This window comes from Actinoplanes sp. CA-142083 (assembly GCF_050942195.1).
In the GTDB taxonomy this organism is placed as follows: domain Bacteria; phylum Actinomycetota; class Actinomycetes; order Mycobacteriales; family Micromonosporaceae; genus Actinoplanes.
Window position 1 is genome coordinate 2,576,522 of the sequence record NZ_CP192076.1, and the last position, 20,739, is coordinate 2,597,260.

18 protein-coding genes are annotated in these 20,739 nt (G+C 69.7%); 3 read left to right on the forward strand and 15 right to left on the reverse strand.

What is annotated here, in order from left to right; translation table 11 throughout:
* Position 1: 1 nt before the first annotated feature.
* Positions 2-1,636 carry an ABC transporter substrate-binding protein gene (locus ACQPZX_RS12205; protein WP_433378725.1) on the reverse strand — a complete coding sequence of 545 codons (1,635 nt, stop codon included), beginning with the start codon at positions 1,634-1,636 and terminating at the stop codon, positions 2-4.
* Between the two features lie 269 nt (positions 1,637-1,905).
* Between ACQPZX_RS12205 and ACQPZX_RS12210 the strand changes: the two genes are divergently transcribed.
* The gene (locus ACQPZX_RS12210; RefSeq protein ID WP_433378728.1) at positions 1,906-2,616 is read left to right on the forward strand and encodes a GTP pyrophosphokinase; all 711 of its coding nucleotides are present in this window, start codon (positions 1,906-1,908) and stop codon (positions 2,614-2,616) included.
* Positions 2,617-2,876: 260 nt separating this feature from the next.
* Here ACQPZX_RS12210 and ACQPZX_RS12215 read toward each other — a convergent pair whose 3' ends face one another.
* The 7 genes from ACQPZX_RS12215 to ACQPZX_RS12245 form a co-directional block, all read right to left on the reverse strand.
* Positions 2,877-5,432, reverse strand: coding sequence for a hypothetical protein (locus ACQPZX_RS12215; RefSeq protein ID WP_433378731.1), 2,556 nt, complete (start codon positions 5,430-5,432; stop codon positions 2,877-2,879).
* A 66-nt stretch (positions 5,433-5,498) separates the two neighbouring features.
* On the reverse strand, positions 5,499-6,485 hold the full coding sequence (locus ACQPZX_RS12220; RefSeq protein WP_433378733.1) for an NYN domain-containing protein: 987 nt from the start codon (positions 6,483-6,485) through the stop codon (positions 5,499-5,501).
* Between the two features lie 22 nt (positions 6,486-6,507).
* A complete protein-coding gene (locus ACQPZX_RS12225; protein WP_433378736.1) occupies positions 6,508-7,434 on the reverse strand; it encodes an electron transfer flavoprotein subunit alpha/FixB family protein in 927 nt (308 codons plus the stop codon).
* A 14-nt stretch (positions 7,435-7,448) separates the two neighbouring features.
* A complete protein-coding gene (locus ACQPZX_RS12230; protein WP_433378739.1) occupies positions 7,449-8,219 on the reverse strand; it encodes an electron transfer flavoprotein subunit beta/FixA family protein in 771 nt (256 codons plus the stop codon).
* Positions 8,216-9,841, reverse strand: a complete 1,626-nt coding sequence (locus ACQPZX_RS12235; RefSeq protein WP_433378742.1) for a flavin-containing monooxygenase — start codon at positions 9,839-9,841, stop codon at positions 8,216-8,218. The genes ACQPZX_RS12230 and ACQPZX_RS12235 overlap by 4 nt, the downstream gene beginning before the upstream one ends.
* Positions 9,842-10,753: 912 nt before the next feature.
* Positions 10,754-11,509 (reverse strand): SDR family NAD(P)-dependent oxidoreductase, encoded by a 756-nt coding sequence (locus ACQPZX_RS12240; protein ID WP_433378745.1) that lies wholly within the window; start codon positions 11,507-11,509, stop codon positions 10,754-10,756.
* Between the two features lie 174 nt (positions 11,510-11,683).
* Entirely contained in the window at positions 11,684-12,361 is a 678-nt protein-coding gene (locus ACQPZX_RS12245) for a TetR/AcrR family transcriptional regulator (RefSeq protein WP_433378748.1), read from the reverse strand.
* Positions 12,362-12,448: 87 nt separating this feature from the next.
* Here ACQPZX_RS12245 and ACQPZX_RS12250 point away from each other — a divergent pair, with 87 nt between their 5' ends.
* The gene (locus tag ACQPZX_RS12250; RefSeq protein ID WP_433378751.1) at positions 12,449-13,843 is read left to right on the forward strand and encodes an MFS transporter; all 1,395 of its coding nucleotides are present in this window, start codon (positions 12,449-12,451) and stop codon (positions 13,841-13,843) included.
* Between the two features lie 25 nt (positions 13,844-13,868).
* Positions 13,869-14,810 (forward strand): alpha/beta hydrolase, encoded by a 942-nt coding sequence (locus ACQPZX_RS12255; protein WP_433378753.1) that lies wholly within the window; start codon positions 13,869-13,871, stop codon positions 14,808-14,810.
* 34 nt (positions 14,811-14,844) lie between these two features.
* Here the strand turns inward: ACQPZX_RS12255 and ACQPZX_RS12260 are convergent, their stop codons facing one another.
* The 7 genes from ACQPZX_RS12260 to ACQPZX_RS12290 all read right to left on the reverse strand — a co-directional run bounded on the left by ACQPZX_RS12260 (position 14,845) and on the right by ACQPZX_RS12290 (position 20,739).
* Entirely contained in the window at positions 14,845-15,237 is a 393-nt protein-coding gene (locus tag ACQPZX_RS12260) for a Zn-ribbon domain-containing OB-fold protein (RefSeq protein WP_433378756.1), read from the reverse strand.
* A gap of 10 nt (positions 15,238-15,247) precedes the next feature.
* Positions 15,248-16,456, reverse strand: a complete 1,209-nt coding sequence (locus tag ACQPZX_RS12265; protein ID WP_433378759.1) for a thiolase family protein — start codon at positions 16,454-16,456, stop codon at positions 15,248-15,250.
* Positions 16,453-16,890 (reverse strand): MaoC/PaaZ C-terminal domain-containing protein, encoded by a 438-nt coding sequence (locus ACQPZX_RS12270; RefSeq protein WP_433378762.1) that lies wholly within the window; start codon positions 16,888-16,890, stop codon positions 16,453-16,455. Before ACQPZX_RS12270 ends, ACQPZX_RS12265 begins: the two co-directional genes overlap by 4 nt.
* A 17-nt stretch (positions 16,891-16,907) precedes the next feature.
* Complete coding sequence (locus ACQPZX_RS12275) at positions 16,908-17,420, reverse strand: FAS1-like dehydratase domain-containing protein (RefSeq protein WP_433378764.1); 513 nt, start codon at positions 17,418-17,420, stop codon at positions 16,908-16,910.
* Between the two features lie 10 nt (positions 17,421-17,430).
* Positions 17,431-18,750: an ABC transporter substrate-binding protein gene (locus ACQPZX_RS12280; RefSeq protein WP_433378767.1), complete on the reverse strand. Its 1,320-nt coding sequence runs from the start codon at positions 18,748-18,750 to the stop codon at positions 17,431-17,433.
* 79 nt (positions 18,751-18,829) lie between these two features.
* Complete coding sequence (locus ACQPZX_RS12285; protein ID WP_433378770.1) at positions 18,830-19,855, reverse strand: branched-chain amino acid ABC transporter permease; 1,026 nt, start codon at positions 19,853-19,855, stop codon at positions 18,830-18,832.
* Positions 19,852-20,739 carry a branched-chain amino acid ABC transporter permease gene (locus tag ACQPZX_RS12290; protein ID WP_433378773.1) on the reverse strand — a complete coding sequence of 296 codons (888 nt, stop codon included), beginning with the start codon at positions 20,737-20,739 and terminating at the stop codon, positions 19,852-19,854. The genes ACQPZX_RS12285 and ACQPZX_RS12290 overlap by 4 nt, the downstream gene beginning before the upstream one ends.

Genomic DNA, 20,739 nt, shown 5'->3' on the forward strand with positions numbered 1-20,739 from the left:
ATCAGGCCGTCGCGCTCAGGTACCGGAGGCGGGCCAGGCCGTCCATCGGCTGCACCCAGCCCGACACCTTCTCCCGTACGGGAAGATTGAAGTTGGGCTGACAGATGATCGCCCAGGGTACGTCGGCGGCGAGGATCTCCTGCACCCGCGCCCAGAGCTGCTTGCGCCCGGCGTCGTCCACGGTCGTGTGCGACTTCGTGTAGATCTCCTCGAGCTCCGCGTTGGTGTAGTTGGAGTAGTTCAGCGCGGCGCCCTTCACGAAGCTGGTCGCCAGCATGTACTCCACGTCGTTCACCCAGAGCTGCCCGGTGGTGATCTGCAGCGGGATGCTCTTCTTGGTGCGCCGCTCGCCGAGCGTGGCCGGGTCGAGCGGGGTGAGCTTGAGCGTGATGCCGGCCTTCGCGGCCTCCGACTGCACCTGCACCGCGATCTTCTGCTGCTCGTCGTTGCTGGCCTCGAAGACCAGCTCGGACGAGATGCTCGGCTTGCCCGCGGCGGCCAGCGCGGCCTTCGCCTTGTCGAGGTCGTAGGCGTACGGGTAGCCCGTCTCCGCGTAGCCGGGCATGTCCAGCGGGACCAGGCTCTTGGTGGGCCGCGCGTCCCCGCCGTACACGTTCTTGATGATCTGGTCGTAAGGCACCGCGTAGGCCAGCGCCTTGCGCACGTTCACGTCGTCGAAGGGCGCCGTGGTCACCGACATCTGGATGGCCACCTGGTTGTTGCTGGCCGCCGAGAGCACCTTGATGCCGTCGGCCTTCTTCAGGTCCTGCAGGTCCTGGCCGGTGATGCCGAGCGCGATGTCGATGTCGCCGGCCTGCAGCTGCAGCCGCTGGTTGGCGGCGGCCGGGACCACCGAGATCCGGATCGTCGGGGTCTTGGCCGGGTCGGGGCCGGGGTAGCCGGTGTTCGCGCTGAGCTCGATCTCCTGGCCCTGGGTGGCCTTCGCGACGTTGAAGTAGCCGCCGGTGGGCGCGTTCTTGGCGAACCACTCCTTGGCCCACGGGTCGGCGTCGGTCGCATGCTTCTTGGCCTCGACCGAGTCGAAGACGTACAGCGAGATGGCCTGGATCTGCTTGGTCAGCGCGCTCGGGAACTCCTGGTGGAACTCGACCGTGTAGTCGTCCTTGACCACGACCTGCTCGGCCTTGGTGAGCCCGATCGTCCGGTAGATGCCGGCGACGTTCGCCTGCGCCGCGAACGCCCGGTCCTTCGACCACTTCACGTCGGCGGCCTTCATCTCGTTGCCGCTGGCGAACTTGACGCCCTTGCGCAGCTTGAGCGTCCAGACCTTCTGCGAGGCGTCCGGCTCGAACGACTCGGCGAACGTCGGGGAGATGTTCTGGGTGTCGAGGATCTGGCTGTCGCCGGCCGTCGTGACCCCGTAATCGATCATGTACGGGTACACGTTCTTGAACAGCATCAGCGCGGTCAGGTCGAACCCGACGAAGTCCTGGTCCCAGCTCGACAGGTAGCTGGAGACGGCGATCTTCAGCGTGCTGGCGGCCGGCCCGGCGGAGGCGCCGGACTTCGGTTCGGACTTGCTGCCGGCCGCGCACGCGCCGGTGGTGAGCAGCAGAGCCACGCTGCCGCCGAGCTGCAGCAGTCCGCGACGGGAGATTGTGTTATCTAGGCGCACAGAGCGATCCATCAGGTGGTCCTCCTGGAGCCGATCGGCTGACGGCCCGTCGAGCGGACCTGCACGACGTTCTACCGGATAACGTGAGAGTGAACAAGAGTCTCGAGCTTGTTCACCACCGGATGACTACTTTTGCCGAAGGGTCTAGCCCGAACGGCCGATGACCTGCGCTAAAAGAGTTCACACGCGTTCACGTCCCTGATACACGCGTGTGTTCACGGCAAGCTTCGCGGACCGCCGGGCGGCGCCTGGTACGCAACGCCTACCGTATGACCGTGACGACTGAACGGCCCGGCGATCAGGGGATAGTCCGCTGGGCGGCACCGGGCTCGGGCGAAACCGCCACGACGGTGTACGACGGCACCTTCCATGAGCCGGCCGGCGGAATGACCGAGTTTCTCCTGGTCTACAAGTTCGGGCTGGCCGAGATGAACACGAAGGTGACCATCCTGGCCGAGGAGCTGGCGCACAAGGGCCGCGGCAACCCCATCGAGCACGTGCTGCCCCGCCTCAAGACTCCCGCCAGCATCACCGCCAAGGCCCGGCGCATCGACTGCCCGCTCACCTTCGAGGACCTGAAGGCCCGGATCCGCGACATCGCCGGCATCCGCATCGTGTGCAGCTTCGTCTCGGACGTCTACACGGTCGCCGAGATGCTCACCCGCCAGCCCGACGTGCACCTGGTGGTGACCAAGGACTACATCGCCGAGCCCAAGGAGAACGGCTACCGCAGCCTGCACCTGATCGTCGAGATCCCGGTCTTCCTCTCCGACCGCGTAGTTCCCGTCCCGGTCGAGGTGCAGCTGCGCACAGTAGCGATGGACTTCTGGGCGAGCCTAGAACACAAGATCTACTACAAGTACGACCCCGACATCCCGCCCGAACTGCGCGACGAGCTCTCCGCGGCGGCCGCCGACGCCGCCCGCCTCGACCAGCGCATGGAACGCTTGCACCGCGAGATCCACGGCCCCCGCCGCTAGTGTCCGTCAGCGCGCCTGGAGAGCCTTGGCGGTGCCGGGGTGCCCGGAGCCGAGTGCCGTCTGACGGTGTTGTACGCATTGACCTCCGCCTCGTTCGGCGGCGGGTTCTCCTCGGTCAGCACCGACCACGCGGGTCGCAGCTGTGGCGGTGACCGGGGCGGAGCCGGCCCACCACCCGAGCCGGCGGCCAGCTCGGCGAGGTCGGCGGTCGCGGAGAGGCGGTCCCCCCCGCGTACGATCAGCCGTCCTGGCGCGGCCGGTCAGCGGGGTGGGTCGGTGGAGGTGCTCGTCGACGAGGTTGGTGAGTTCGGCGGGTTTGCGCCCGTGCCGGTGGAGAGCAGCCCGGCGACGGCCGCGCTCGCGATCGCGGTGCCGAAAGTCGTCGCGACGGCGATCAGGACTGTGCCGACCGGGGCGGCCAAGGCGCGGAGGCTGCGGACGTTGCGCAGGCGGTACCAGTGCTGGCCGGCCAGCAGCGCGAGGCGGCGTTCCCAGGCCAGGCCGAGGAACAGGCACAGCACGACGACCTGGCCGGTGCGGATGGCGAGCGCCAGGAACATCTGCGGCAGCGTCGTGATGCCGGTGCCGTCCGCGACGCTGGGGTTGATCGAAGAGAGCACCGAGAGCAGCTCGGCCGGCAGGACCAGGAGCACGAGGGTGTTCGCCTTGCGGATCGGGTTGCGGCCGCGCAGGAGCGAGTAGAACAGCCCGTACAGCCCGGCGTAGACCAGCCAGCGCACGGTGTGGGCCACGATGAGGGTGAGCTGCAGGGGAGTGGCGTTCACGACCGTCGCCAGGTCCGAGGTGAGCAGCGTCCACCACTCGTAACCGATGATGAGCGCGGCCACCGGCAGCGCACACAGCATTGCCGCGAGCGCCGACTCCACCGGCTTGGCGGCGCCCATGGTGGCCAGCGCGTCCTCGACCGGAACGCCCTCGATGCTCTTCGTCGCCCGCGATGCGGCGTCGTCGAGTTGCTGCTGACGCTCCTGATGCTGGCCGAGGTCCATGGTGTGGTCGCGCAGCCGGGCCGGGGCCGACCGGTAGCTCTGCTGCGCGCACTGCTCGGCCAGGCGGCGGTCGGCCTCGGCGCCAACCAGCCGGCGGTGGGTGTCGCTGTCGACCCGGGCCAGGGTCACCGCCTTGCCCCGGCCCCGCCAGGGGGCCAGCAGCCACCAGGACATCATGAGCAGCACCGTGGCGACCGCGTTGAACTGGACGAGGCGTCCGCGGTCCGTGGCCACGACCAGGAGCGCGGCGAGCGCCAGGGCCCACACCGTCACGTTGCCGACCACGGTGGAGTGCGACGCCCGCAGGTAGAGCACGGCCACCAGCGAGGCCAGCAGGGCGACGTCGAAGACCAGGATCGCCGCCGACGCGGCATCGACGGCGGCGCCGAACGGCGGCACCTGCTCGATGCCGATGAGCGAGCGGATCAGGGGGACGAAGAGCACCAGCCCCACGAGGAAGGCGGCCCATCGCAGCGCCGGACGGTTGGCGGGGGCGCGGAACGCGACGGTCACGCATCCGACGCCGAGCGCGCCGGCCGCGACCAGGAAGGGCAGGCCGAGATCGACGAGGGAATCCGTGGCCAGGATGCTCGAAGCGATGGTGACCAGGCCGAGGAACAGCCCGAGCGTGACGCCGGTCAGCCACGCGGTGCGCTGCCACGCCGCGTACAGCGCCGCGACCGCGACCGCGAGCAGTGCCGCGAACGCCAGAGAGTCGGGATCCGCCGAGTAGGAATCCCCGTAGATCATCATCGCCGCGCCCACCGCGACCAGGGCCAGCGCGGACGCGATCAGCAGCCGCCGCCGGACGTGTCCGAGGTCCGGCCCGGACAATCCGCTCGCTTGCCGGCCCCGGACGGCCAGCAAGGCGACGGCCGCCGCGGCGCCGAGCTCGCCCCAGTGCCACTCGTGCGGGTTGAGCCACGATCCGAGCAGGAGCCAGAGGGCGAGCGCGACCGCGATCACCTGCGCGCCGACCCACCAGAACGCGCCCCGGAACCGGCGCAGCGTGACGACGATCGCCAGCCACGGGCCGAGCACGACGATCATGGTGAGCAGGGAGTTTCCCGCCGTCGTGAGCCCGAGAGCGTCGAACGGGCCGTGCGGCGGGCCGCCGAGGAAGCGAGGGTCGGGGTCCTTCTCGTACACGGTCACCGAGACGCCGGTGGGCGGCCCGTCGAAGACGACCCGGTTGGCGTCCTGCTCAACCACGTCGCCGCCGGTCACGCCGACGATGGACGCGCTGTCGCTGCGGACCGTGAGGATGCGCCGCTCGGCCGCGGCGGCGGCCTGCCCGGATTCGTCGACCCCCGGCGCCCGTTCCAGCTCGAAGGTGCCGGTCATCGAGTGGGTGCCGGCGCCTCCACTGCCGTAGCGCAGCGTGCTCGTCACGGTCACATGCGCGGGGCCGCCCTTGATCCGCTGGACGGTCACCGGGTCGCTCTCGGCCTCGCCGTCGCCGCGCGCCACCCAGCCCACCAACTCGTCGCCGCTGACCTCGCCGGTGACGAGCGGCATGAACAACGGGTCGCCGGGGTCGATCACGAACTCGTAGACGCCGCGCGCGACGTACCCGTAGAGCGAGTTCTGCCGGAGGTCGGGCACCTTCTCGATGGTGACCGTGGCGACCACGGTCCGGCTCGGATGGGCCGCGGCCTTCCACGGTTCTTCCTCGACCGCGTCGCCCGGGCTGGCGGCTGCGGGGGACAAGCCGATCACTCCGAAGCCGAGGCCCGCCGCCATGAGCGCCGCGGCCACGCCGACCGCGCCGAGGCTCAGCCGCCAGGCGTCGAACCGCACCCCCACAAAGGGAAGGTAAATCGGTTCGCGGCGACCGGCCGCCGAAAGTCGCTCACCCGACTGCGACCCCGATCAGGGCGCGGTGAGCAGGTAATCGTCGGCGTCGTCGTTCCAGTTCAGCGAGACGGCGCCGTTCGTGGCGGCGGCCTTGCAGAATTGCAGGAAGCTCCGGTAACCCAGCTTTTTCTCGCTGAAGTCGGGGACCACCTTGCGCACCTTGTTCTTCAGGCCGGAAAGGGCGACCCGGCCACCCAGATCGGCGACCACCGAGCGCAGCAGGGCGAAAGCCTGCTCCCGGTCGCCGCTTTCCGGCAGGGTCACCTCGGGGTCGCCCTTGGCCGAGCCGGGGATCAGCTCGACCACATTGACGCCGGCCAGGTGCCGCAGCAGTTCGCCGAAGGCACGGAAACCGTAATCGGCCTCGTTGAAGGTGGGGTCTTTCCGCAGCAGGGTGCGCTTCAGGGTCGAGGCCGTGACGGGGCCGCTAGAACTGCTCTGCAAACCGGCCACGGATTGCGCGACAAGAGCCGAGAGAGCATTCACATCGCGTACGGGCTCCGCCTCGATCTCCGGCTCGGGAGCGGGCAGGACGCCCTCGAGGCGGTCGTAGTAGAGAAACTCGTCGCACGCCGGGGGCAGCAGCGCGGACGTGGATTTCTCCACGCCCACGCCGATGACGCGCTTGTTCAGCTCGCGCAGTTTCTGCACCAGCGGAGTGAAGTCGCTGTCGCCGGTGCACAGCACGAACGTCGAGATATAGGTGCGCTCGAACGCGGTTTCCAGGGCGTCGACGGCCATTTTGATGTCGGCGGCGTTCTTGCGCGAGGCGCCGAGGCGCTGCGGCATGTCGATGAGCTCGATCTGGGAACGGGTGAGCATGCGGCGGTCCTCATCGAAGAACGACCAGTCCGCGTACGCCCGGCGCACCACCACGCGGCCGCGCTCGGCCAGCGCGTCGGCGACCGGCCGCATCTCGAACGGCGCGCCGAGGTGCTCCCGGGCGCTGATCGCCAGGTTCTCGTAGTCGATGAACAGGGCGATGCGTTCCTCGTGATCCACGCGCCCAGCCTACTGCCGTCCTTCACTCGCGCTTGCGGATCTCCTCGGCCGCCTGCGGCACGACATCGAAGAGGTCACCGACGACGCCGTAGTCGGCCAGCTCGAAGATGGGCGCCTCGGGGTCCTTGTTGACCGCGACGATGGTCTTGGAAGTTTGCATGCCGGCCCGATGCTGGATGGCGCCGGAGATGCCGAGTGCTACGTACAGCTGAGGGGAGACGGTCTTGCCGGTCTGACCGACCTGGAACTGGTGCGGGTAGAAGCCGGAGTCGACCGCCGCGCGGGACGCGCCGACCGCGCCGCCGAGCAGGTCGGCGAGCTCCTCGACGAGCTTGAAGTTGTCGGCGTTGCCGATGCCGCGGCCGCCGGAGACGACGATCGAGGCCTCGGTGAGCTCGGGACGCTCGCCCTTCTTCTCGGTCACCCGCTCGACGACCCGGGTGAGCTTGTCGGCGTCGGGGATCTCGACCGCGACCTGCTCGATCACCGGCGTGGCCGGGGCGGGGGAGGGAGCGACCGAGTTGGGGCGGATCGTGACGAGCGGCAGGCCGCGGGTCACCCGCGACTTCACGATCACGGAGCCGGCGAAGATCGCCTGGGTGGCGGTGCCGTCGGGGTCGAGCGCCACGGCGTCGGTGATCAGGCCGTTGTCGAGCTTCACCGCGAGGCGGGCGGCGATCTCCTTGCCCTCCTGGGTGGAGGCCAGCAGCACCGCCGCCGGCTTCCTTTCCCGTACGAGGTGGGCAACGGCGCTCGCCTTCGGGGCCACCAGGTAGTCCCCGAGGCCGGCCGCGACGTAGATCTTCTCGGCGCCGTACTCCGCGAGCTTGTCGGTCTCCGACTCGGCGAACACGACGGCGCTGGGGGTGCCCAGCGAGCGGGCGAGGGTCAGCAGCTCCAGCGTGACCTTCTTGACGCCGGCCTCGACCACGACCAGAACCTCAGCCATATCGGATGTCCCTCTCAGACGAACTTCTCGGTGGCCAGGTAAGCGACCAGCTGTGTGCCGCCCTCGCCGTCATCGGTGACCCTGGTGCCGGCCGCGCGCGGCGGACGCGTTGCGAACCCGAGCACGGCGCTGGTCGCCTCCAGCGAAGCGGGGTCGACGCCCAGGTCGGCGAGGGACAGGGTCTCGACCGGCTTCTTCTTGGCCGCCATGATCCCCTTGAACGACGGGTAGCGCGGCTCGTTGATCGTGTCCCACACGCTCACGACCACCGGAGTGGCGGCCGTGACCACCTCGTACCCGTCATCGGTCTGCCTCTGGGCCGTCAGGCGATCGCCGTCGGCCGTCAGCGACCGGGCGCCGGTCAGCGCCGCCACCCCGAGCCGCTCGGCCAGCATGTGGGGCATCACCTGCACCCGCCCGTCGGTCGACTCGGCGCCGCACAGCACCACATCGGCGCTCAGCCGGCTCAAAGCCGCCGCCAGAACCTTGGACGTCATCACCGCGCAGGAGCCGTGCAGCGCGTCGTCGGTCACGTGGACCGCCCGGTCCGGGCCCATCGAGAGCGCCTTGCGGATCGACTCCGTCGCCGAGGGCGGGCCCATGGTCAGCACGGTCACCTCGCCGCCGTGCGCCTCCTTGAGCTTGAGCGCCTCCTCGATGGCGTACTCGTCCATCTCGTTGACGATGTTGCTCGCCGACGCCCTCTCGACGGTGTTGTCGGTCGCGCTCAGTGAGCGGGCGGAGCTCGAGTCGGGCACCTGCTTCACCAGGACGACGATGTTCATCGCGAGGCTCCGATCGGCGCGTCGAACACGAAACCCTCATAGCCGTTCGTGACCTGCTCGGTACACCGTTGCTTGTAGCGGTCGAACCCGCCGATGTAGATCATGAAGACCCGCGGCTTCCCGGGGATGTTGGCGCCCACGTACCAGGAATCGGCCTTGTTGTAGAGGGTGTGCCCGGCGGCCTCCTCGACCTCGAGGTTCCACCGCCGCTCCCACTCGGGCGCCGTGTCGATCCGGTGCCGGCCCGCCGCCTCCATGTCGGCGATGAGCCCGGCCACGAAATCGACCTGCCACTCGCCCGCGGTGATCATCTGGGCCAGGACGCCCGGGCTGCCGGGCCCGTGGATCATGAAGAGGTTGGGGAAGCCGGCGACGAGGAAACCGAGGTACGTCGTCGGGCCGTCGGTCCACTTGTCGCGCAGGTCCCGGCCGCCGAGGCCGGTCACGTTCATCCGCGTCATCGAGCCGGTCACCGCGTCGAAGCCGGTGGCGAAGACGATGATGTCGAGGTCGTACTCGCCGGTGGTGGTGCGCAGACCGGTCGGGGTGATCTCGGCGATCGGATTCGCGCGCACGTCGACGAGCTTCACGTTGTCGCGGTTGTAGGCCTCGAAATAGCCGGTGTCCATGCAGATGCGCTTCGCGCCGATCGGGTACGTCTTGGGGCACAGCATCTCGGCGACCGCGGGGTCCTTGACGAGGCCGCGGATCTTGTCGCGGACGAACTCGGCCACGACCGTGTTGGCCTCCAGGCTCGTCCCGATGTCGCTGAAGGTCCGCATGAAGAGCAGTCCGTTGCGGGCGGCCCACGCCTCCTCGAGGATCCGCAGGCGCTCCTCGGGCGTGTAGTCGAAGACCGACCGGTACTGCTCGTTCTCCATGTAGGACGCCGCGAAGTTCCCGAACATCGCGGTGCGCCGGTCCTGGTAGTTCGCCTTCCACGCCTGCTCGTACTCGGGGTCGGTGGCCCGGTTGTAGGCGGGGAGGCTGTAGGCCGGGGTCCGCTGGAAGACGGTCAGGTGCTCGGCCGTCTTCGCGATCACCGGTACGGCCTGGATGCCGGTCGAGCCGGTGCCGATCAGGCCGACGCGCTTGCCCTCGAACGGGACGCCGTCCTTCGGCCACTTGGAGGTGTGGAACCACTGGCCGCGGAAGGTGTCGAGGCCGGGGAAGGCCGGGACGTTGGTCGCGTCGAGGCTGCCGCAGGCGGCGACGATGTACTTCGCGGTGGCGGTCCGCCCGTTCTCGGCGGCGATGTGCCAGCGGTTCTCGGCCTCGTCGAACCGTAGCCGGTTGACCCGGGTCTCGAACTCGATGTGCTCCCGCAGGCCGAACCGGTCGGCGACGTGGTTCGCATAGGCCTCCAGGTCGGCCTGGGGGGAGAAGTACTCGGGCCACTTCCACTCCTGCTGGAGGCCCTCATCGAACGAGTACGAGTACTGCATGCTCTCGATGTCGACCCGCGCGCCGGGATACCGGTTCCAGTACCACGTGCCGCCGACGCCGTCGCCCGCCTCGAAGCACCGCAGGCTCAGCCCCAGCCGCCGGATGCGGTGGATGGCGTAGAGGCCGCTGAATCCCGCCCCGACGATGACGACGTCGTACTCCTCCGAGCCTGTCATGGCTGCCTCCCGCGCCTTGGTTACGAGCACGTTAACCACTCAGTAGTCACGCCGTCAATCGAATGGTGAAAGCGTTCGCTTCCGATGTGGATGCCCGCCGGTGGATCTTGATAACTTGGCGCGCGCTCCGCGCGGCCTTTCATCAAGCTCGCGCCGAGGCGCGCAGGGTCGCGACGGTATGAGCGGGCTGAGCGGGCTGAGCGGGCTGAGCGGGCTGAGCGGGCTGAGCGGGCTGAGCGGGCTGAGCGGGCTGAGCGGGCTGAGCGGGCTGAGCGGGCTGAGCGGGCTGAGCGGGCCGAGCGGGCCGAGCGGGCCGAGCGGGCTGAGCGGGCCGAGCGGGCTGAGCGGGCTGAGCGGGCCGAGCGGGCCGAGCGGCGGGGCGCGCCGGAGGGCGTTGCGCGGCGGACGCCGCCGGCGAGCCTTGATGAGTTGGTGCGTGCTCTGCGCGGCTTTTCATCAAGGTCGCGTCACGTCGCCGCCACGCGCGAGCCGCTTTGATGAGTTGGCGTTCGCTCCCCGCGACGGCTTATCAAGATCTGCGCGCCGCCGCCTGCTGTGCCCTGCCGCGTGCCCGCCCAGCCCGCCGCGTGCCGCCCCGCCCGCCGCCCCGCCCGCCGCGCCGCGCGGGCGAGGCTGCGGCCGCGCGTGGGGCTTGATGAGTTGACGTTCGCTGCGTGCCGCGGCTTATCAAAATTGCGCCGGTGTGAGCGGCGGGGTGAGCGGCGGGGTGAGCGGTGCGCGGCGGGGTGAGCGGTGCGCGGCGGGGTGAGCGGTGCGCGGCGGGGTGAGCGGTGCGCGGCGGCGAGCGGTGCGCGGCGGGGTGAGCGGTGCGCGGCGGCGAGCGGTGCGCGGCGGGTTGGAGGGTGCTCGGCGCGGCGGTGCGTGTGGAGTGGAGGCGCGGGAGGGGTGGGCTCAGTTGGGGGGCGGCGGGCCGGCCATCAGGCCGCCGTCGATGTAGATCTCGGAGCCGGTTATCCAGGAGGACTCGTCGCTTGCCAGGAAGACATGCAAGTCGGCGATGTCCGAAGGTGTGCCGTGGCGGCCGATCGGCGGGTGCGTCGCCACGCCGTCCGAGCGGCCGAATCGCAGCGACGCGGTCATCGGCGTGTCGACGCCGCCCGGGTGGATCGAGTTGACCCGGATGCCCCACGGCCCCAGCTCGACCGCGGCCACCTTCGTGACGCCGCGGACGCCCCACTTGGAAGCGCCGTACGCCACCATGTTCGCCAAGCCGACCAAGCCGGCGGTCGAGGACGTGTTGACGATCGAGCCGCCGCCGCGCGCCCGCATCGGGGTGGCGACGGCCCGCATGCCGAGGAAGACGCCGCGCAGGTTGACCGCGATGATCCGGTCGAAGCCCTCGGCGGACTGCTCGACCAGCGGCGCGGTCCGCCAGATGCCGGCGTTGTTGAGCAGGATGTCGATGCCGCCGAACGTCGCCTCGGCCGTGCCCACGACGGTCTCCCAGCTGCGTTCGTCGCTCACGTCGTGGCCGACCGCGACGGCGTTGTCGCCCAGTTCCTTGGCGAGCGCCGACGCCGCTGGGAGATCGATGTCGGCGAGGACCACGCGGGCGCCCTCGGTGACGAATCGGCGCGCGGCCCCGGCCCCCATTCCCATCGCGGCGCCGGTGATGACTGCGACCTTGCCCTCGAGCCTGGAGACCATGTTTCTGCCCTCGCGTCAGCAGTGAACCTTTTTCAACGTGGCCAGGGCCCGCTGCGCCGGCGCCGGTCGACGGCTCGGCGGCTTCAGGACCGTCGCCAGGTTGAAAAGGTTCATCGGGTGGCTTTGTAAAGGCAAGCTACCCACTGACGCGACACAGTGTCAATTAAAGAAGCATCAGGCCTTGCGACGGCGCTTGGGCTCCTCCGCTACCTTGCCGATGACGGCCATCCACGTGGTGGCCATGACGTCGAGCACGCGGCGCTCGTCGAACTGCTGCCCGCGCAGGAACAGCTCGAAGTAGTAGCGCAGCGGCGCGAGGAGAACGCTCGCATACACCTCCGCGTCGCGGGCGCTGAGCGTCGGCGTGCCGTTGCGCAGCGCGTCGGCGAGCTCGGCGACCTCGGTGCTCTGCTGGGCGACCCGCAGCGCGAGGATCTCGGGCTCGATGGACGCGGCCTCCTGGACCGGCCGCGAGTACGGCGCGATCGTGTTCCACTCGCGCATCGCGAGGGCCAGCCAGCCGCGGATCGAGGCGGTCGTCGGGCTGTGCGCGATCGGGCTGAGGTCCGCGTACACCTCGTGGAAGTGGTCCTTCCCCCGGTCGATGAGCTCGTTGATCAGCTCGCTTTTCGACTTGAAGTGCAGATAGAAGGTGGCGCGGGTGGCGCCGGCCCGATCGGCGATCTCGTCGACCGTCGCCTTCGCGTAACCACGCTCCGCGAAGATCTCGATCGCCGCGTCGATGAGCCGCGTCCGGGTGAACTCCCGCTGCGCCGCGCGCATCCGCCCGCGGGGGCGGACCCGGCTTTCCGCGGCCTCGGTCGGGGCTTCGGGCGTCGTCGAATTGGCCATGCGCCCATTCTAGGCACTGGAACCAGCGCACACACACGGGTCGCCACGTCTATAGAAAAGACACAGTGTCAAACGTATGCTGCGGTGGTGAGAAGAGCCGTGCCGCCCGGGATCACCCTCGCCGTGCTCGCCCTCAGCGTCTGTGGCTACTCGCTGGCGGCCACCCAGTTACTCCCCGCACTGCCACACCTGCAGGTGGCGTTCGACGCCTCGCCCGGCGCGGTCGCCTGGGTGTTCACGGCATATCTGCTGGTCTCGGCCCCGGCCACGCCGCTCGCCGGCCGCCTCGGCGACATGTACGGCCGCCGCCCGGTGCTGGTCGCGGTCCTGACCCTGTTCCTGATCGCGTCGGTCGGCTCGGCGCTCGCCCACAACCTGCCCGAGCTGATCGCGTGGCGGGCGCTGCAGGGCCTCGGCGGCGCCGTCGTGCCGCTGGCGTTCGGCGTGGTGGCCGACGTGATGCCCGAGAAGCGAGTTTCCCTGGGTCTCGCGATGCTCGGCGCGATGCTGGCCATCGGCGGCTCGGTCGGGCTGCTGCTGGGTGGTTTCCTGGTCCAGCACGCGCCGGTCAGCGTCATCTTCTGGACCTCGGCCGGCTTCGGCCTGGTCGGCGTCGCCGGCAGCCTGCTGACCGTGCCCCGGGCCACCGAGCGCGCGCCGGGGAGGCTGGATGTGTCGGGCGCGGCGATGCTGGCCGTCGGGCTGGTGGCGCCGCTGATCGGGGTCAGCTTCGCGCCGCGCTGGGGCTGGGGCGACCCGCGGACACTGGCGCTGATCGTGGCCGGGCTGGTCGTGCTGCCGCTGTGGTGGCGGTTGCAGTCCCGGCGCCCCGCGCCCCTGGTCGACACCACGCTGCTGGCGAGCCGGCCGATCGCGGCGACGATCCTGGCCACCATGGTCATGGGCTTCGGGCTGTTCGGGGCGTTCAGCCTGGTGCCGCAGCTCGCCCAGGCGCCCGAGTCGGTCGGCGGCCTCGGGTTCACCGCGCTGGGCGCGGGCGTGCTGATGCTGCCGACGGCGACGGTCAACGCCGCCATGGCGCCGCTGGTCGGCCTCGTGAGCCGGGCGCACGGCTCCAAGCCGCCGCTGCTGGCCGGCGCGCTCATCGCGGCCGCCGGGCTGGCCTGGCTCAGCGCCCGGCACGAGAGCCCGGCCGAGATCGCGATCGGCTGCGGCGTGCTGGGCATCGGCTTCGCCGCGTCGCTCGCCGCCGCGCCGAACATCATCGTCGGCTGGGCGCCGCGCGACCGGACCGGCGCGGCGCTGGCCGCGAACACCCTCGCGCAGAACCTCGGCTCCTCGGTCGGCTCGCAGGTCGGCGTCTCGATCGTGGCCTCCCGGATCGGCGCGGACGGGCTGATCCCGGCCGGCTACACCTGGGCGTTCGCGGTGGCCGCCGGCATGGCGGTGGTGGGCGCGGGGCTCGCCGCGCTGGTGCTGGAGCCACCAGTTCAAGTCGAAGAAGCCACTCTCTTGACGTAGTGTCCAGCGAAACTACGCTTAGTCCATGGGATACTCATACGATCCAGAGTTGGCCGCCATCGTCGAGGTGCTACCGGCGCTCGACATCAGCGATCTGGCCGCCGCGCGCGCCCAGATGCTCCAGATGGGCGAGCAGATGCCGGCCTTCGAGCCGCCCGCCTCGCTCGACATCAGTAAGCGCTCGATCCCCGGCCCGCCCGGCGATCCCGACGTCGAGGTCACCGTCATCCGACCGCGAGGGGACCTAAAAGGGAGGCCCGGCCTGCTGTGGATCCACGGCGGCGGCTTCGTCCTCGGCGACGTCGAGGGCGACATGCCGCTCGCGACCGGCCTCGCCGAGGGCGCCGGCGCGGTCGTCGTCTCCGTCGAGTACCGCCTCGCCCCCGAGCATCCCTTCCCGGCGCCCGTGGAGGACTGCTATGCGGCGCTGAAATGGACCGCGGAGAACGCCGCCGAGCTCGGCATCGACGCGAGCCGCCTGGCGGTGGGCGGGCTCAGCGCGGGCGGGGGACTGGCCGCCGCCGTCGCCCTGATGGCGCGGGACCGTGGCGGGCCGGCGCTCTGCTTCCAGCTGCTCGACATCCCCGAGGTGGACGACCGGCTCAGCACGCCGTCGATGAAGCAGTTCACCGACACCCCGCTGTGGCACCACCCCAACGCGATCCTCAGCTGGGAGGCGTACCTCGGGCCCGGCCACAACGGCGACACCTCGCCGTACGCGGCGCCGTCGCGGGCCACCGACCTGAGCGGGCTGCCCCCGGCGTACGTGGTCACGTGCGAGTTCGACCCGCTGCGCGACGAGGGCATCGAGTACGCCCAGCGGCTCATGCAAGCGGGCGTGCCCACCGAGCTGCACCACTTCCCGGGAACGTTCCACGGCTCGTCGGGCGCCGGCGTGGGCACGGCGATCTCCGACCGGATGGCCGCCGAGCGCACGGAAGCGCTCCGGAAAGCGCTCCAGAAATGAGAAGAGGCCCGGCGGAGATCCGCCGGGCCTCACCTCAGACCGTGTACTTCAAGAGCGTTATCTCGGGATGGTCCTCGAACACGGGCTTGACCGGCATGCCGACCTGAAGTGACGACGGGTCGACGCCGACCATCTCGGTCGTCAGCCGTGGCCCCTCGGCCAGCTCCACGACGGCCAGCAGCTGCGGCACCGCGTCCTGCCAGGGCGGCGCGGTCGGACGGTCCGCCACCGTGAAGGTGTAGAGCGTGGCCTCGCCCGACACCTCCCGCCACTCCAGGTCGTCGGCCAGCGTCCGCGGGGCCAGCACCCGGGGATAGAAAACGTACTGCTGCGCCGACGGCGAGTACTGGATGCGCAGCTTGTGTTCCCGCAGCCCGTCCCAGAACGGCTGGGTCACCGGAGTCGGCTCCGGCATCGGCTTGTCCATGTACGGCTCCTCAATCGCCCTGCAGGACGAGCGCCACCTGCTCGCTCATGATCCCGCCGTTGCCCGATACGAAAGCGCGGTTGCAGTCGCGCACCTGCGCGTCCCCGGCCCGGCCCATGATCTGCCGGGCGCCGTCGACCACGTGGTGCATGCCCCCGGCCATGCCGGCCTGCCCGAACGACAGCTGCCCGCCGGCGGTGTTGAGCGGGAAGTCGCCGGAGAAGGTCAGGTCGTGGGAGGCCATGAACTCCATCCCCTTGCCCTTCTCGCAGAACCCGGCGTCCTCCACGCTCATCAGCACGGTGATCGTGTAGCAGTCATAGATGGACGCCATGTCCATGTCGGACCGCTGCAGGCCGGCCATCCCGAACGCCTTGTCGGCCGCCTTCGAGATCGGCGAGCGCAGCAGGTCCTCCGCGTACGTCGGCGTCTTGAAGGCGATGTGCTCGCCGAATCCCTTGACCCACACGGGCCGGTGACGAGAACGCCGGGCGACGTCCGAGCGGGCCACGATCACGCCGGCGCCGCCCATGCACGGCATCACGATCTCCAGGCGGTGCAGCGGGTCCGCGATCATCGGGCTGGCGAGGACGTCGTCGATCGTGATCGGCTTGCCGTAGAAGACCGCGTCCGGCGTCGCGCACGCGTTCGTGCGCTGGTCGGCCGCGATCTTCGCGACGGCGCGGGGGTCGTAGCCGAACTCGGCCGCGTACCGGCGCGCGATCTGCGCGTACGGCGCGTTCTGCCCGAGGTTCCCGTACGGGATCTCGAACTCCGCCTGCGGTGACCCGAAGTTGTTGCTCGAGGCCCCGAAGTAGCCGAACTCCTTGGGCGCCCGTTTCGCGGACGCCGGCAGGTTGTACGCGCCGGGCACGATGACCAGCACCGCCTCGCACAGCCCCAGCTCGATCGCGGCCGCCGCCCGCCAGACCATGCCGGCTGACGTGGCCCCGCCGAGGTCGACGACTTCGCCGTAGTTGATCGGGATCCCGAGGTACTCCGACAGCGTCGCCGGGGCGAACATGTCGGACTCGGCGATGCCGTGGGTGACCAGCCCGTCGATCGACGACCCGTCCAGCCCGGCGTCGTCCAGCGCCGCCTTGGCCAGCTTCGCGTACTGCTCGATGGTGAACAGCTGCGGCCGGGTCGGCTTGCGTTCCGGGGGAAGCTCCACGAAGCCGACGATCGCCGCCTCGCCCCGAAGCCCCGGCCCCGTCACGCCGGCCTCCGAGGCAGGGCCACGGTCGCGGTCCCCGGCATCAGGATCTCGGCCTCGCCCTTCTCGCCGTGGATGGACAGATCCACCAGGGTCTGGCCGTTCTCCTCCCGCCGGCCGGTGACCGTGCCGACGAACCGGAGCTCCTCGCCCGGGTACGCGCTGGCCCGGTTCTGGATCGAGTAGCGGACCAGCCGCCCACCCGGCCCGATCCAGTCGGTGAGAGCGCGGGCCAGCAGCGCCGCCTGCAACGGGCCGTGCACGAGGATGTCGGGGTAGCCCTCGACGTCCCGCGCCCAGGTGCGGTCGTAGTGGATGCGGTGGCCGTTGTAGGTGGCGGCGCTGAAGAAGAACATCTGCGTCGGGTCCGACGTGATCGTGAGGGTGGGGATCTGATCCCCCTCCTGCACGTCGTCGAAGAAGATCTGCGAGCTCATGGCGACCTTTCGAGAAGTTACGGGCGGGCGATCATCGAGGCCTTGTTGACGGCGACCACCGTCCCGTCCTGCCGGGTGTACGTGGTCGTCGACGTGACCAGGACGAAGGAACCGGACCGGCCCTTCTTCTCCTGGATGTCGGTGACCGTGCGAACGGCGGTGATGACGTCGCCGTCGTAGAGCGGCTCGTAGAACGTGATGTCCTCGCCGCCGGCCATCCGGCGCGGGCACTTGGGCAGCGGGATGTCGCCGGAGCCGGTGCCGCCGGGGATGCCGTCGGGGCGGAGCTTGTCGAGGTCGGCCACGCCGAGCACGACGTACTGGAAGTACAGCGGCGGGGCGATCACGTCCCGGTAGCCGGCGGCCCGGGCGTAGTCGGCGTCGAAGTACAGCGGGTTGCGGTCCTTGACCGCGGCCGCCCAGCGCTGGAACTCCTTCTTCACGACGATGCCCGAGTTTTCGTGGGTGACCTTGCCGATGAAGGCCCGGGCGTCGTCCCCGATCAGTGGTTCTTCCTGTACCTGGGTCACAACAAACCCCTTACTTGTAGGACTTGAACTTGACCTGCCCGTTGAGGTCGATCGTGTCGACCGTGGACAGCGCCTTGGCCTTGGAATCCCACTTGCCGATGACCATCCCCTCGACGAGGTAGGGGTCGTCCGGGGTGGTCTGCAGGGTGAGCCCGTCGATAAAGATGATCTTGGAGAGATCCGGCTTGAGGTTGTGCGCCGCGTCCATCACATCGGCGCGGGTCACCGCCGGCGCGTTGGTGACCGACTGGGCGAACAGCGCCGCCTCGTTCCAGCCGCCCACGCCGGCCGATACCGGCAGCTTCACGTTGTTCTTGGAGAACTGCGGCTGCACCCACTTGCGGAACGTCGCCACCTTGGGGTCGCTCTCCAGCTTGGGGTCGTCGACGTTGATGCTGCTGCCGGTGAGCAGCCCGTCGCCGGCGCCCGGGTTGAGCTGGGACAGCTGGGACACGGCGATCGGCGCGGCGATGATCTGCGGCTTCCACTCGGGGTGGCCGGAGATCAGGTTGATCGACTGCAGCATCTGGGCGCCGAGCGCGATCACGATGACCACGTCCGCCTTCGTGGCCGCGAGGGTGGTGACCTGGCCGGACAGGTCGGCGTCGGTGGTCTCGAAGGTCACCTCCTTGGCGATCTTCACCTGGCTGCCGGCGATGCCGTCCTTGAACGAGCCGACCTCGGCCTTTCCGTAGTCGTCGTTCTGCGACATGATCGCGACGGTCGCGTTCGGCGAGTGCTCCTTGAGGTAGTTGGCGTAGGTCAGGCCCTCGCCCGAGTAGACCGAGACCGGTCCGTTGATCGCCCACGGGTAGCTCGGGTCGCCGAGCTCGGGAGCGCCGGCGGTGGCGAACATGTCGGGGACGCAGCCGTTGTTCACGATCGGGCGGATGGCCTGGTTGGCCGAGGACCCGACGATGCCCAGCAGCGCGAAGACCTTGTCGTCGTCGACCAGCTTCTGCACGTTGGCCTTGGTCGTCGCGACCTGGTACTGGTCGTCCTTGTAGACGACCTCGACCTTGCGCTTCTTGCCGTCGGCGCCCTGGATGCCGCCCTCGGCGTTGACCATGTCGAAGTAGCCGAGCATGCCCCACAGGCCGACGCCGACCGTGGCGAACGGGCCGCCGAGCGCGCCGCTGTAGCCGATCTTGATGGTGTCGTCGGTGACGCCGACGGTCGGCTGGTAGCCGGTGCAGGTCTTGGTCAGATACGTGGTCTTGTCCGAGCCGGAGCCCCCGCCGGCCGCGCTCTGCGAGACCGCCCCGCCGCCGCAGCCGCTGGTCACCAGCGCCAAACAGGCCGCGACCGAGAGAAAGTGCAACCTTTTCATGATCAAGTCCTTCCTGAAAACGGGTGTGGAAGGCCGTCCCACCGGCGACGCCGACGGGTTTAAGAGGAAATGGTGGAATTTAGACGAGCTCTTTGGCAGGCAACTCGGAAACGGGAGCGGAGCGAACCCGGGTAGGTGGCAAAGGGCCCCGGATCCGGGCGGCCAGCTTGGCGAGCAGGCCACCGAGCCCCTGCGGCAGCACCAGCAGGATGAGGATCAGCACGACGCCGTAGATCAGCGGCGTCAGCAGCGGGCTCGCACCCACCGCGCTGATCGTCTGCGGCGCGTACACGATGAACAGCCCGCCGAAGATGGGGCCGATCAGCGTGCCCGCGCCACCGATCGCCATGCCCGCGAGCAGGTAGATGGCGAGCAGCACGGAGAAGTCGCCGGGAGCGACGAACTGGTTGGTGACCACGAACATCCAGCCGGCCACGCCGCAGAGCGCGGCGCTGCCGCCGAAGACCAGGACCTTGGTCACGCTGACATTGATGCCCACTGTGTGTGCGGCGATTTGATGATCCCGTACGGCGATGAGCGAGCGCCCGATGCGGCTGTCGAGCACGTTGCGCACGATCACCCAGATGACCACCAGGCCGGCGAGCAGCACCCAGTAGTCGAAGGCGACGCTGGTGATGCCCCACGAGGCGGGGGCGGTGAGCGGGTCGACGTTCATGCCCGGCGTGCCGCCGGTCAGCTCGGAGAACTTGACCGGGATGGTGGGGAAGATGATGGCGATCGCCAGAGTGGTGAGCGCCAGCCGGATGCCGGTGATCCGCAACGCCGGCAGGCCGGTGAGCGCGCCCAGGACGAAGGCGAGGAACACCGCGGCCGGCAGCGCCGCCCAGTACGACCAGCCGGCGTGCTGCACCAGCAGGGCGGTGGTGTAGGCGGCGAGCCCGATGTAGGCGCTCTGTCCGATGGAGACCTGCCCGGCCAGCCCGGACAGCAGGTTGAGGCTCATGACGCCGATCGCCGTGTAGATCACCTGCTGGAGGTTGACCAGCGTGGGACCGCCGACCCCGAACGGGAGGTACGCGGCGACGGCCAGCAGGACGAGCCAGGCGGCGGGAACGGCGGCCCGCCGCGCGATTGTGGTGTTCATACGCGTTCCACCTGCCGCTTTCCGAACAGGCCCTCGGGCTTGACGAGCAGGACGATGATGATCGCGGCGAAGGCCACCGCGAGCTGCAGCTGCGTGCCGATGAACGAGATGTAGCCGCCGGCGAGGGCCTGGATGACGCCGAGCGCCACGCCGCCGACCAGGGCGCCGACGTAGCTGTCCATCCCGCCGAGCACCGCGGCCGCCATGCCGTACAGCAGCAGGGTTTGCATCATGTTGGTGCTCAGGAACAGGTCGGGGGCGACCATCGCGCCGACCAGGGCGCCGAGCGCGGCGGACAGGCCCCAGCCGAACGCGAGCATCCGCGACGGGTTGACGCCGAGCAGCTGCGCCGAGGTCGGATTCATCGCGGCGCCGGTCATCGCCAGGCCGATCCGGGTGCGGGCGAACAGCAGGCGCAGGCCGGCCGCCACCAGGATGAGCAGGACGATCGAGCCGAGCTTGTGGTACGAGATCGAGACGCCGCCGAGGTGCCACCGGCCGGCCGGGAACGGCGATTCCAGCCGCTGCACGTCGAGGGTGAACAGCCAGCCGGCCAGGGCGTTGATGCCGAGGAACAGGCCCATCGTGACCATCGACTGTCTCAGGTGGTCGGCCTTCTCGAACGGCCGGATCACGAACCGTTCCAGCCCGGCCCCGAACACGAAGCCGAAGATCATGCCGCCGATGATGGCCACCACGATGGGGAAGCCGAGCCCGCCGCCGGCGAGCTCCCAGATGATGAAGGTGCAGAACATCGCGATCTCGCCGGTGGCGAAGTTGAGCAGGCCGGTCGCGCGGTAGACCAGGACGAGCGCGAGCGCGATCGACCCGTACAGCACGCCGCTCTGCACCCCGTCGATGAGGCGTTGGATGAGCAGGGTCAT